This window comes from Paraburkholderia sp. BR14312 (assembly GCF_040948675.1).
Classification (GTDB): domain Bacteria; phylum Pseudomonadota; class Gammaproteobacteria; order Burkholderiales; family Burkholderiaceae; genus Paraburkholderia; species Paraburkholderia nodosa_A.
This window is the reverse complement of the sequence record NZ_JBFPKI010000019.1, coordinates 96,570-109,749: the sequence shown is the minus strand read 5'-3', so window position 1 is coordinate 109,749 and position 13,180 is coordinate 96,570. Positions and strand designations below refer to the sequence as shown.

Here is a 13,180-nt window from a genome sequence, read left to right as displayed (position 1 = left end):
CATCCTATTGCCCCGCCGACGCGGCGCCGCCGGTGGTTCGTCGTCTCCGGCGGCTACGCCGCCTCCGACTCCTCACCACCGGCCAAAACAAACGTCAACGACCGGCCAAGATAATTGTCGCCGCCCATTGAGCCGCGCACCTGCATATGTCATATTGCGACATATTATTTATGGGAGCCTTACGGTGACCGGTACTGCGGTGGATGACAGTCTACGCAGAGACAGACGCGATTCACGTGGGCGGCGCATGGCCTTGAGGGAACTGCACCTAGCCCCGACCGACGCAATCCGGGCATCGTGAAGGCCTTGGCGGGGTCACGCGAGGGGATGGGACCGCGATCTCCGACGACAGTGAAACGCGATCGCACACGACCATCGCCGAACACATACCCGGTTCCAACATCCGGGAGCAATACGATGTTTGCCACACCGATGTTTCTCGTCGCCCTTTTCGCTTTAATTGTGGCCATGCACCGCGGCGTGACCCGCAAGGCAGACGCGAGCCTTCGCGCACAATTCGATGCGCAAGGCTCTGGCAGCGCAGTGTCGCGCCAGATGATGCGAGTTGCGGGATTTAGCGTCTGAGGACGGAAGCAGACCATCGCGTCCGGGTAGCTCACGCGAAAGGGAGAAAACGCGGGGCGCCTCGGCCCCGCGGTTGCGCTACTGGCGCGGCGCCAGCCATTTAGGTCCGCTCTAACATCTCTACTGCGAGCGCGGCGGTGGCGCGGCGTTCGCTACAGCGGCCACAGGATCGAACCGCCTGAATCCAGAGCCTCGGCTCGTCCTGATAACCGGAGATCTCACGGACGAGGGTCTCCCGGAAGAATACGAAATGCTGCAACTGCTGGCGCAGTTGACGCACCCCAATATGGTCTTACCCGGCAACCAACGATGACCGCAGATGTCTGCGCGGCGCGCTCGACAATCAACCGCGGCTAACATGCGCGGGTGGACTCAATTTTCGGCGTCGATGTCGGCTATGTGCGCATCCTTGCGATAGACACAAGAGTCCCAGGCTCCCGCCACGGTGAAACCGGTCCGGCGGCGCAGTTGTGGCTGGAACGCGAGCTCGTCGAATACGTGAACCGACCGGTTGTCATCCATGTGTCATCCGCCGTTTCGCACCGGCATCCCCCATCTCGAACTTTTCGGCATGCAGACGACTGACGCCTTGCGACTTCTTCTATCCGGACATCACAACGTTGAGCGCATCGTCACCGGGCACGTTCATCGCGCGTTGCACGCGCGTCCTGGCGCCGTACCCGTGTTGACCTGCCCAAGTTACGACAACGCAGATTGCATTGCGACTCCAGCCAAATGCGAATCCCGCGTCGTTGCTCGAACCTCCGGCCATCCAGTTGCACTGCTGGCAGGATGGCGCGAGTAGTGGTGCATCGCATCTTTGCCATATCGGCGAATTCGGTGAACAGTTTCCCTTCGCATGACTGAAGTTGCGCTGTTCGACACAGTGCTTTCCGTAACAGTTGCAAACTTCGAGAGCGCGATCAGTCGCCGGACCAGGCGGTGATGCGTCGCCGCAGACATCACCCGCGGCGTTTCGCGGTTTTCGATGCAGCGGGCGCACGCACAGTGGGCTTTGGGGATGCAGCCGAACGTGTCGCCTTCGAGACGCCGGGGTCGGTTTTACCCTTTGGCTTCTTCACGGCAGAAGCACTGGCTTTCACGTCTGGCGGCACGGCCTTGCCTTTCGGTGTCACTTTTGCGTTCGCAGACGCCTCCGATGCCGTCGATCTCGGCGTGCGTGCCTTTTGTGAAGCGGTTTCCTTGCGCGTGCGCTTGCTCCGGGCCGGGGGCGCATCGGCAAAGGGCTCCGTGTCGATATCGATTGCGAACACATCCCCCAGGTCCACGTTGTCGAGTACCTTGCCGGACGCCGGGCCGGCTCCTGCCCCGGAGAGGTTCGCACCGGTGCTGCTGACGAGATCGCCAGGATCAACGCCGCGTAGCGCAAAGAGCAACTCAGGCTGCTGGTCGAGCCGCGCGCCGACGCCGTAGAGTACGGCGGCGACGTGCTTGCACATCGTCGCCCCGTCCAGGCAGTTGCAGCCGAGTTTGATCTCCTTCGGCGCGGGCAAGAGCCCACTGCCCGGCTTGCAGATGCGGCCCATCACCGCGGCCGACAGCTTGCCCTGCAGCAGCTCGACCATGGAGTCAACCGACGACGCGCATTCGGCACTCAACGCCCGCCACTGTTTCTCCGGGCAGGCTGTGACATCAATTTCGATCTCGTACAGGCTGGACCCCATGACCTGAGCACGGATCCTGCCCGTCGAAATCTGCAGATCGATCACCGAACCATTGCGCACATAGGTACGACCGCGTGGCAGGCGACTGGCGTAGTCGCTGTAGTGCTCCAGGTTATCGCACCACGCCTTGCCCCAGAAGGTCTTCGCGATAGCTCCACGATAGGGCGCGATGGGCGACAGCATCTTGCCAGCCTTGAGAGCTTTCGCGACCAGTTGCTCCGCCTGCTTTCTGCGCTCGGCCACCGGGACGTAGGGGTTCCATCCGCCGTAGTCAGCCATCGGCGTTCCTCTCCTTGATCAGTTTTCCTGCGCGGAATGAATATCGAGCCTGACCAGATCGAGCAGCTCGCGGTCACTCATCTCGGTCAGCAGCAGCTCCGCGCCGCCCTCAAGCACATCCTTCACCAGTTGCTGCTTTGTTTCGATCAGCTGGTCAATCCGGTCCTCGACCGTACCGCGGCAAACGAACTTGTGTACCAGAACATTCCTGCACTGGCCAATGCGGAAAGCCCGGTCCGTCGCCTGATTCTCGACCGCCGGATTCCACCAGCGATCGAAGTGAATCACGTGGGACGCTGCAGTGAGATTCAACCCCGCGCCGCCCGCCTTGAGCGAGAGCACAAAGAACGGTACCGCTTCATCTTCCTGGAATTGCCGGACGAGTTCGCGGCGTTTGGCAACAGGCGTGCCGCCGTGGAGAATCAGGCCTTCCCGGCCAAAAAGCGAGCCGAGGTGGGCAGCCAGGGGCTCCGTGGTTTCGCGGAACTGCGTAAACACGAGCACCTTTTCCTGTTTCGCTGCGATCACGTCGACCAGTTCGCGCAGCCGCGCAAATTTGCCGCTGGCTTCCGGCTGCCACGCCGCGTCGCCAAGCCACTGGGACGGATGGTTGCAGATCTGCTTGAACCGCAACAGGTAGCTTAATACGGTCCTCTTGCGTTCAATGCCCTCGGTACCATCGAGCGCCGCAGCCAGGTCCTTGACCGCGCGTTCGTACAGGGCGGCCTGGATCGGGCTCAGGTGACACCACGCCTTGAGTTCGGTTTTTTCCGGGAGATCGGTAATGACACGCCGGTCCGTTTTCAGGCGACGAAGGATGTAGGGCCGCACAAGAGTGCGAAGCGGGCCGAAATGTTCGGCTTTTGCCAGACGCCGGGTCAGACCGGCAAAGTCCTTCGCCGAGCCCAGCAGGCCGGGATGCGTGAAATCGAATATGGACCACAGATCCGACAGGCGATTTTCCACCGGGGTGCCCGTCAGGGCGATGCGTGAGCGGGCCTGAAGCTTCTTGACCTGTTTCGTCTGCCGCGCGCCGGGGTTCTTGATCGCCTGGGCCTCGTCGACAATGGCGACGCGCCACTGCATCGTTTCCAGAACGGGCTGGCGCAGCAGCGAGCCGAAGCTGGTAATGACGAGGTCCGTCTGCGCGAGCCGCGCGCTGTCCAGGGCGCGCAGTTCGTCTGCAGGCGTCATGGACGGGTGCGCCACCAGCACGCGCAGGCCCGGCGCGAAACGCTCCGCTTCCGCGGCCCAGTTCGCCAGCAGGGACGCCGGGGCGACCAGCAGGCTCGGGCGCGGGTCGACCGCGTCGCGCCTGAGGATCAGTAGCAGGGAGAGGACCTGCATCGTCTTTCCGAGACCCATATCGTCGGCAAGACACGCTCCGAGCCCGAGCTGGCTGAGCAGGTAGAGCCAGCGCACACCGGCCTGCTGGTACGGTCGAAGCTGAGCTTTCAGATCGGGACCCGGATCGACCTGCGCCAGGCCTTCCGGCTGGCGCAACTGCTGCAGCATCTGTGAAAGCCAGTCGCCAGCCACGACCTGCGACCAGTCGCGCTCGCCGAACGCGTCATCTTCATCACCGGAGACGCCCGCCAGAAGACGCAGCGCATCGTTCAGCGGCAGTCCCGCCTGCGCGGCGTTTTCCAGACCTTCAAAGCGCTGAAGCAGGCGGCCCAGCCTCTTCGTGTCCACCTCGATCCAGCGCCCGCGAATCCACTGAAGGCCGTCGGCCCCCTTGAGCAGACTCCGGATCTCGGCCGGACTCAACGCTTCGCTATCGAGCGACACCTCCATCCTGAAGTCGAGCAGTGCTTCCCTGCCCAGGCGTGACGGAGGCCGCGTCCCGACGCTCGCCCTGACCGCGGGCCGCGCGGGGCGTCCCGCGGCCCAGCTCGCCGGTAGTCGAACCATGATGCCGGCCGATTCCAGGGCCGGCAAATCGGAGAGCAGGCGAAACGCGTCGGCCGGCATCCAGCGCAACGGGTGGTAGATTTCGCGCGATTCAACCATCGCGCGCAACCAGTCGCAGCGTTCAGCGGCACGCTGGACCGGCATCAGGAGGGAGAGAAGCTGTGCCTTGTTGCGCGCACCGGAGAACTCTTCGAGCGCCCGGGAAAGAGGTTGATGCTGCGTCTTGCCATGGGCCGACAGGCGCGCAGCGTATGTAGCCAGGAACGCGAAAGGTGCTTCGGGGTCCTTGCGGTTTTCGGCAAGGTTGAAGTGAACCCGGCCCACCAGATTCCATGCAGGATGACGCGACCTGAGGAATGCCTGAAGTGACTCTCCCGATTCAGCGAGCTCGTCGCGCAGGGCGCCATCGATTTCGCTCCACAGTGCCGCCAGAACATCCGGAGTGAGATATTCAGCACCCGTCATGGGTGGCGCGTCGTCGATCAGTGTGCCGAGCTCCGTTGGGTCTGGCTCTGCGACCGCGATTTCCCCACCTTCCGTCGTAGTGCACAGGGCCGTGACATAGCGGGCTCCCAGTTCTCGCCACCACGCCCAGGCGGGCGGCAATGCCCGCCCGATGGTCGAGCTTCCCAGATAGAGCAGCCCGTGACCGGCGCCGCGCGCGAAAACCGCGCCCAGCGCTACGTCATCGGGCAATGCAGGTGCCTCGACGTCGGGTGCGGCAAGCAAATGGCCGGCCGGGGTGATTCTTGGCGAGAGGCGATCGGTATCGGTCAAGGACATGAACAATTGATGGGGAAGAGTCCCGGTTTCAAATGTAGACGGAAACGATCACGTATCGCCTGCGCCGTGGAAAAAATGCCCGGTCCTGGTCGTGGGACGGATTGTTTCGCAGCACGTCACATGACATCGCCGGGCAACGCATCCGTTCACCGCGCGCAACGCCAGGCCCTTGCGGGTGCGGGCGCGCTCAGCATTGCGACGCGGGCGCCGGTCCGTTACCGGTTACCGGGGCGATGTCGCGCATGTTGACCGTGCTGAATGCTTCGGCCAGCGCAGCCCCATCGGTCGGGAACGGCTCGTCCCAGACGGTGGACGTCCCGGACGCGTCGATGATTTCCAGTATCCAGCCGTCGCGACCTTCATCGCCGGCGCGATAGATGTGCGCATCGACAGACGTGCCGCCACGCGTGATGCGCGTAGCCAGCGGGGACAATGCCAGCGGGTGAAACGCGTCGTCCGTCAGTCGACCGATCGAATCCACGAGGAACACATCTTTGGACACGCTCCCGTCCCGCGCGGCCCGATTCCTCGCGGTGATCTGCGTCGCCGGCTTGGCTTTCGACCACGAACCCGCCGGAATCGCACCTGGCTGCTCGCCCTGCTCCAGCGATCTCCGACATTCCTCACACACGTAGCGATGGATATTGAGTACCGATGCTGCGAGCTGGAGGACAAACGACCGGCGTTGCCCGACCGTGTAGTCCCGTCGCGCCAACTCCTCGTATCCGGAGGCGGTGCCGAACAGCAGGATGATATTGAACCACCAGGGGTGCCGTTCGATCAGCGGCTCCCAGGCCTCCCGGTCGATGTCGATGCCCTTGCAATACCCCTCGCACCATTCGTCGAGGACAGGAACCTCTTCGCCCTCGTATACGCTCGCGTGCAGCGGGAGTTCGAACAGGTCCGGGCATTGATTCAGGGTGTCGTTGATGTCGTTCCAGTATTGAAAAATCAGTCCTGTGACCTTGCGAGCCCGGCCTGCCGACAGGAATCTGGGTTGACGGGTTGCGTGCCTGGCATCCCAGATCCACGGAAGGATCGCGCCCGGCATGATCGCGTTCGGTCCGGAGATGACGGCAGTCAGAAATCCATGCAACATGACCGCACCCATCGCGTCGTCGCAGACGGCATTGCCCGAAAGAAAGCGTTCGAGGAATTCCAGTTCTTCGTCAGTCAACGGATTGTTGAGTTCGGGATCGGGATGATCGAATTTCATGGTATGTCCGTGCGGTATGCGGCAACCGCGATGCAGTTCTTCCGCGCCGCCGTTGCCGTCGACGTTCAGCGCTACGCCGCGCTCGTGAGGCATTTCGGCCAGTGTCGCAGTCCCGGCATTTTATCCGAGGCGCGATGCATGGACCGGACGCCGGGCGACACGCGATGAATGCTTTGGCTGCCCTGTCGGCAGTTTTTTTGCTAGGGTGTACCCGTCACCATGGCAGGCGCGCGCGGCTCAGTCCGAACCGCACGTGCTGGCTGGAACGCATCCACGCGGGCTAGGCATCGCGGATGCCCGCGGTGCGGCGGCGCATTGTCATCACGCCACCGGTCAGCCAACCAGGGCTGTTGGGGCGACGTCGTCGCAGCAGTGTCGGCCCGCGCCCGGTTCGCAGCGGTCGCGGGGTAGCCCCATTGCTTACCGACAGTCGTACGGCGAACTGCTGGTCTCGGCCAGAAACAGACCTTAGCTCTGCCTGCCTGACCGTCAGCTTTGGTAGCGTTCGCGGCCTTTCGACCCGAGGCCGCAAACAGTTACTCCGCCGCCTGGCGGCGAACGAGCGCGCAGGTAGCGTCCCGTTTCGTGCCACTAGGCCTGACCGGTCGGCCGGGAATCTGGACGAGCACTTGTGGGCGCGGGTCGCAGTACCAGTACCATCGTCCCCGAAATCGCGCCGGGCTTGACATGGCAGTTCGGCAATTCAATGCGAGCGGTCGACCATTCACGAGCGACCGCCGTGAGCGTCCCCACTTCAGCTTCTATTAGCAAATTCCGCGATGCTGGCATCGTATCGACCACCCTTGCCGCCGAGCGCAACGGTCGCGCGTTTTGCACTGACAAGTAAGGCCGCAACGGCCGCGTCGATGGTCGAAGGAGTACCAAATCTCTCTTTCGGTCCCGACAGCGTGAGCGCACCCACCAACTCGCCAGTCGAGTCGAACACGGGGACGGACGTCGAAGCGGTTTCGGGATCGCGTTCACCAAAAGACGCCGCCCAAAGAGCGTCGCGCAATTCGCTCCAGCGAGGATCCTGTGCCTCAGTGAAAGCGAGCAGCACCTTGCCGGAGGCACCTTTGTCGATCGGGAACTCTTCGCCGACGCGAATTGACACACGCACGCTCCTCGTCGGCTCGACACGATAGAGCACCAGTCGATGATCGCCCTGCCGCACATAGAACGACGCCGTTTCCCCCAGGTCGCGGCTCAATTGCTGAAGCAACGGCTCGATAACGGGACCGACCTGGAAGGATCGCTGATAGAGCGCGGCGAGCCGTAGTGGCTGGTGGCCGACGCCGTACTGCCCGTCACTCATTTTTCGGATGAAGCCTCCATGCTCCAGCGCGCCCAGCAGGCGCAAGGCCGTGCTTTTGTACAACCCCGTGCGCCGCGAGAGTTCGGTAAGCGTCAACTGGTCGTCGGTCGGCCCGAACGCGTTGAGGATGGCGAACGCACGGTCGAGCACAGCTACGCCGCTGGAACTGTCATTGGCAGTGTCGGATGGCTCAGGCGTTGAAAGGGCATCAGCGGTCACGGCGTGTGTGGTCGTCTTGATCATAATTGGCATCGTATCGTTCTATCTGACAGAACTCAAGTTCTATTTCCGTGGGTTTACCCCGCTTTCGCGGGTGTTTGGATGCGCCTATAGTTCTGTCTAATGCAACATTGGTCTGTCTGCCAGAACTAAGGAGCCAAATATGAGCACTTCAAGTCCGAAGGTGCTGATCAGCGAGGTCGGGCCGCGCGACGGTCTACAAAGCATCAAGAGCGTCATGCCCACTGCTGCGAAGCTGCGATGGATTTCCGCACTCGCGGCTGCGGGAATCAAGGAAATCGAAGTGGGATCGTTCGTGCCGGCGAAGTTGCTGCCGCAGATGGCTGACATCCGCGAAGTCGTGGTGCATGCCCTCTCAATCCCGGATCTGCACGTCGCGGTTCTCGCACCAAATCTTCGTGGAAGCCAGAGTGCCTTCGAAGCGGGTGTGCATAAGGTGACGCTTCCCGTTTCGGTGACCAACGAACATTCGCTGGCCAATATCCGGAAAACCAACGAGCAGATGATCGAAGAAGTCCGCAATATCGTCGCGCTTCGCAACGAACAGTTTCCGGGCGTGCAAATCGAGGCAAGCGTTTCCGTTGCCTTCGGCTGCACGATTGCGGGCACCGTGAGCGACGATCAAACGATGCGCATGTGCCAGGCAATGGCCGAGAGCGGCGTCGACGAAATTGGCCTCTCCGATACCAGCGGCTATGCGAATCCGGCACAGGTTCGCCGGCTGTTCCGTCGGTTGCAATCGGAATTCGGCGCGATGGCTGGCGGCGCACATTTCCATAACACGCGCGGACAGGGTTTAGCGAACGTCGTCGCCGCGCTCGAGGTCGGTGTGACGACAATTGATTCGAGTCAGGCCGGCCTGGGCGGCTGTCCTTATGCGCCAGGCGCGACCGGCAACATCGTGACCGAGGATCTGGCGTTTCTGCTCGAAGCGATGGGCTACGACACCGGTGTGGACATCGACAGGCTCATTGCCGCGCGCGCCATTCTCGCGGAGGCACTGCCTGGCGAAGCGTTATATGGACACGTGCAGGACGCGGGTCTTCCAAAGGGATTCGCGTATGCAGATGGCCGCGCGCCCAGCGCGCCGCAACCGGAAGGCTGCCTGATTGGAGTAGCGCAATGAGCGACGTGCAAGCAAACCAGAATCTGCCGTATAGCGGCGTACGCGTCGTCGAGATGACGCACATGGTGATGGGGCCGACATGCGGCATGGTGCTGGCGGACCTGGGCGCGGAAGTGATCAAGGTCGAGCCTGTTTCCGGCGACAGCACACGTGTTTTGCGCGGTTCCGGTGCGGGCTTCTTCAGCACGTTCAACCGCAACAAGAAGAGTATCGCGGTCGACGTAAAAGATCCCCGCGGCGTGGAGATCGTTCACAAGCTTCTTGCCGGGGCAGACGTGTTCAGCGAAAACTTCAAGAGCGGCACCATGGATAAGCTCGGCCTCGGTTACGCGGCGCTGTCCAGGCTCAATCCGCGTCTTGTCTACGTGTCGCATAAGGGCTTTCTGCCCGGCCCGTACGATCATCGCACCGCACTCGACGAGGTTGTGCAGATGATGGGCGGCCTCGCTTATATGACCGGACCCGACGGCAGACCGTTGCGAGCAGGGACGAGTGTCAACGACATCATGGGTGGAATGTTCGGCGCGATCGGTGCGATGGCAGCGCTGGCTCAACGCGAACGCACGGGACGTGGTCAGGAAGTACAGAGCGCATTGTTCGAAAACAATGTATTTCTCGTCGCCCAGCACATGATGCAGTACGCGGTGACCGGTAAGGCCGCGGCACCGATGCCGAGCCGGATTTCAGCATGGGCGGTCTATGACGTGTTCTCGGTCAAAAACGGCGAGCAGATCTTCCTCGCGGTTGTCTCGGATACGCAATGGCAACTGTTTTGCGACGCTTTCGGGCTTGCAGAACTCAAGGCTGACGAGCGGATCGCTTCCAACAATCAGCGTGTGCAGGCCCGTGAATGGTTGTTGCCGCAGCTTCGAAAACATATGGAAGCGTTCTCGGCTGCCGAGATCAGCACAATCTTCGAGCGCTGCGGACTGCCGTATGCGCCGATCACGAAACCGCAGGATCTGTTCGATGATCCGCACCTGCTCGCTACCGGCGGACTCGCCGAGGTGACTTTGCCGCCCGACGCAAGTGGCGCAGGGCAGGCAATTGCGACGCGGACTGCGCTGCTGCCCTTGACGCTTGGCGGTGAGCGCCTGCACCTGCGTGCGGCGCCGCCTTCGCTGGGTCAGGATACCCAAGCGCTGCTGACGGGTCTCGGATACACGCCGGAGGATCTCAGGCAGTTGACCGAGGCCGGGATCGTCAAGTGTCAGGACGCTCAGCCTGGCGATGCGTCGAACCCATCGGCGAACGAACTCGCCAGCGCCTGACGTTGCAACACCCACAAAGAATCACCGAGCCGCAGAGGCCACTGAGCCTTCTGCGCGCCTTGATTCGTCTGGAGACGAGACATGACATCCATTTCATCGAACACCACGACAGACAGCGTGGTGGGTTCCACCGTCGAGCAGTCTGCGGTTAGAAAAGCCGCGTGGCGGTTCATTCCGCTACTCGCGCTTGCGTATTTCTTCAATTATCTTGATCGCACCAGCGTCGGTTTCGCGGCGTTGACGATGAATCACGATCTTGGCTTGAGCGCCACGCAATTCGGCTGGGGTGCGGGCATCATGTTCGCCGGGTACTGTGTGTTCGAGGTTCCGAGCAACCTGGCGCTATACCGCTTCGGCGCGCGACGCTGGCTTGCCCGCATCATGATCACGTGGGGCTTTTTCGCAGCGGCAACCGCGCTCGCCGTGGGGCCAAAAAGCTTCTACGTGATCCGGCTGCTGCTCGGTATCGGTGAGGCCGGCTTCTTTCCGGGTGTGATCTTTTTTCTCGCGGTCTGGTTTCCGGCTAGCTATCGCACTCGCGTGCTCGCATGGTTCACCGTCTCCACGCCGCTGTCGTCGCTCGTCGGTGGTCCGCTGTCCGCGGGACTGCTCCATATGGACGGTGTCCTGGGACTGGCGGGCTGGCGGTGGATGTTCATCGTTCAAGGACTGCCCGCGTGTGTCCTCGGTTTTCTGGTACTGAAAATGTTGGCGGACAAACCCGCCGATGCGAAGTGGTTGTCCCAGGAGGAACGGCAAGCTCTTCAAGGCGCGTTCGATCGGGAAGACGCGTCCGGTCAGAAAAAGAAAAATTTCGTCGCAGCGTTGAAGGACGTACGCACCTACATTCTTGCGATGATCTCCTTCGGCTTCACGATGGGCTCTTACGGCATCGGTATCTGGCTGCCTCAGATGCTGAGGGCTCACGGGATGAGCGTGACGCAGACCGGCTGGATGTCGGCCGTGCCTTATTTCTTTGCCACAATCGCATTGCTCTGGTGGGCAAAGCGGGTCGATCGTCGCGGCGGCCCGATCGCCAATCTCGCCGCAGGGCTTTTGATTGGTGCGATTGCGCTGGGTGTCTCGACGTATTTCCATCAACTGGTTCCGGCCATGACCGGCATTACGCTGGCGTTGATCGGTACGATTGCGGGCCGCACGATCTTCTATACGCTCCCGGCCCGGTTCCTTTCCGGACAGGCGGCTGCGGGTGGCCTCGCCTTCATTAACTCCATTGGTGCGCTCGGCGGATTTGCGGGACCGTACCTGCTGGGTTATCTGAAGGACAGTTTCGGTACGTTCTCGGCCGGCATGATTGGTCTTTCGATCGTGCTAGGCATCACGACTTTGCTGACCTTGTCGCTTTATGCCTTTGGCCGCGGGGAACAGGAATGAACAAATGCCCTTCGCCGCGGCGCCGGCAGCTGATTGGCGCTGCCGCAGCATCATTGATTTTCCCCGCTGTCACTCTGCGTCAGGCATTTGCAAGAGAGGAAACGCATCCCGTGAGTACAACCAGCAACTATCTTTCCGTTCGGGCTGACTGGCTCGCTTCCGGCACCGAAGCGGCGCTTGAACCCGACCTGCCGATCGTCGACGCGCATCATCACTTTTATGATCGTCCGGGCTGGACCTATCTTCTCGATGAGTATCTTCAGGACGCGCAAGCGGGCCATAACCTCACCGCGTCGGTGTTCATGCAGGGGCTGACACGATATCGCCCGTCTGGTCCTGAGTCGCTGCGCCCGGTCGGAGAAATCGAGTATGTTGCTGGCGTCACGGCACCTTTGCAAAAAAACAAGCCGGAGGTTGCGAAGGGTATGGTCGGCTATGCAGATCTTCGCAGGGGAGCGGCGGTTCGCGATGTTCTCGAAGCAGAACTGCATGCCGGAGATGGTCGGTTCCGTGGCGTTCGACATCTCGTTACCTGGGATGCTGACCAGACGCTCGTCAATCCATTGTCGGCGGCGCCTCGAGGGCTGCTGCTCGACTCCGGCTACCGGGCAGGCGTCGCACAACTGGCTCCGCTGGGCCTGTCGTACGACGCATGGCTATTCTTCCCGCAGTTGCCGGAGCTGTTCGACCTGGCGAAGGCCTATCCTGATACGCCTTTCATCATCAACCATTGCGGAGGCGTGGTCCGGATTGCCAGCTATGCAAATCAGCGCGCAGAAGTGTTTGATGCCTGGTCCCGCTCGATGCGTATGCTCGCCCAGTTGCCGAATGTCTATGTGAAGGTGGGCGGCCTCGGCATGCGCATTAATGGCTTCGAGTTTGAAAAGGGCGAACGTCCGCCGTCCTCGGACGATTTGGCCAAAGCATGGAAGCCATGGATGTACACATGTATCGAGGCGTTCGGTGCAGAGCGCTGCATGTTCGAGAGCAACTTCCCAGTGGACAAGGGTTCCTATCCATTCAGCAACGGTTGGAACGCCTTCAAGAAGTTGACTGCGCACGCTAGCGCTGGCGAACGCGAGGCTTTGTTCCGCGGGACCGCGCGCAAGGTTTATCGCCTTACGTGAGCGCGTCGCATGGAGCGGCGGCAGGCGGCAAGCCTGGAATGACCGCTGTCCTTCCGACAGCTGCCTTCGGGCAATCCGTTGCGTATGACCGGATGGGGTCGGCTGCTGCCGAACGTCTGGACTTCGTCAAACGCTGAACTCCTATACCTTTTCCCAAATTCGGCGTAAGCCGCCGACGAACGACCCTGGCGAAGTGTGCCCACACGTCGTCAACGCTTACGTCGGGGGCAACAGATCAGAAAAC

The 13,180-nt window shown here is 61.7% G+C and carries 11 protein-coding genes; 6 read left to right on the top strand and 5 right to left on the bottom strand.

The window, feature by feature from the left end; all coding sequences use genetic code 11:
* Positions 1-417 precede the first annotated feature (417 nt).
* Positions 418-585, top strand: a complete 168-nt coding sequence (locus AB3X98_RS38190; RefSeq protein ID WP_176732991.1) for a hypothetical protein — start codon at positions 418-420, stop codon at positions 583-585.
* Between the two features lie 178 nt (positions 586-763).
* Positions 764-898, top strand: coding sequence for a metallophosphoesterase (locus AB3X98_RS38185; RefSeq protein WP_176732992.1), 135 nt, complete (start codon positions 764-766; stop codon positions 896-898).
* A gap of 59 nt (positions 899-957) precedes the next feature.
* Here AB3X98_RS38185 and AB3X98_RS38180 read toward each other — a convergent pair whose 3' ends face one another.
* The 5 genes from AB3X98_RS38180 to AB3X98_RS38160 form a co-directional block, all read right to left on the bottom strand.
* Positions 958-1,107 carry a hypothetical protein gene (locus AB3X98_RS38180; protein WP_176732990.1) on the bottom strand — a complete coding sequence of 50 codons (150 nt, stop codon included), beginning with the start codon at positions 1,105-1,107 and terminating at the stop codon, positions 958-960.
* A 440-nt stretch (positions 1,108-1,547) separates the two neighbouring features.
* Entirely contained in the window at positions 1,548-2,549 is a 1,002-nt protein-coding gene (locus tag AB3X98_RS38175; protein ID WP_368605657.1) for a hypothetical protein, read from the bottom strand.
* Positions 2,550-2,567: 18 nt separating this feature from the next.
* Entirely contained in the window at positions 2,568-5,246 is a 2,679-nt protein-coding gene (locus tag AB3X98_RS38170) for a DEAD/DEAH box helicase (protein ID WP_368605656.1), read from the bottom strand.
* Positions 5,247-5,433: 187 nt separating this feature from the next.
* Positions 5,434-6,462 carry a UPF0149 family protein gene (locus tag AB3X98_RS38165; protein ID WP_368605655.1) on the bottom strand — a complete coding sequence of 343 codons (1,029 nt, stop codon included), beginning with the start codon at positions 6,460-6,462 and terminating at the stop codon, positions 5,434-5,436.
* A 754-nt stretch (positions 6,463-7,216) separates the two neighbouring features.
* On the bottom strand, positions 7,217-8,020 hold the full coding sequence (locus tag AB3X98_RS38160) for an IclR family transcriptional regulator (RefSeq protein WP_368605654.1): 804 nt from the start codon (positions 8,018-8,020) through the stop codon (positions 7,217-7,219).
* A gap of 139 nt (positions 8,021-8,159) precedes the next feature.
* Here AB3X98_RS38160 and AB3X98_RS38155 point away from each other — a divergent pair, with 139 nt between their 5' ends.
* From AB3X98_RS38155 to AB3X98_RS38140, 4 genes are all read left to right on the top strand, one after another.
* Positions 8,160-9,143, top strand: coding sequence for a hydroxymethylglutaryl-CoA lyase (locus tag AB3X98_RS38155; RefSeq protein ID WP_368605653.1), 984 nt, complete (start codon positions 8,160-8,162; stop codon positions 9,141-9,143).
* Positions 9,140-10,414: a CaiB/BaiF CoA transferase family protein gene (locus AB3X98_RS38150; RefSeq protein WP_368605652.1), complete on the top strand. Its 1,275-nt coding sequence runs from the start codon at positions 9,140-9,142 to the stop codon at positions 10,412-10,414. Before AB3X98_RS38155 ends, AB3X98_RS38150 begins: the two co-directional genes overlap by 4 nt.
* Positions 10,415-10,495: 81 nt before the next feature.
* A complete protein-coding gene (locus tag AB3X98_RS38145) occupies positions 10,496-11,809 on the top strand; it encodes an MFS transporter (protein ID WP_368605651.1) in 1,314 nt (437 codons plus the stop codon).
* Positions 11,806-12,936, top strand: coding sequence for an amidohydrolase (locus tag AB3X98_RS38140; RefSeq protein WP_368605650.1), 1,131 nt, complete (start codon positions 11,806-11,808; stop codon positions 12,934-12,936). The genes AB3X98_RS38145 and AB3X98_RS38140 overlap by 4 nt, the downstream gene beginning before the upstream one ends.
* Positions 12,937-13,180: the final 244 nt, after the last annotated feature.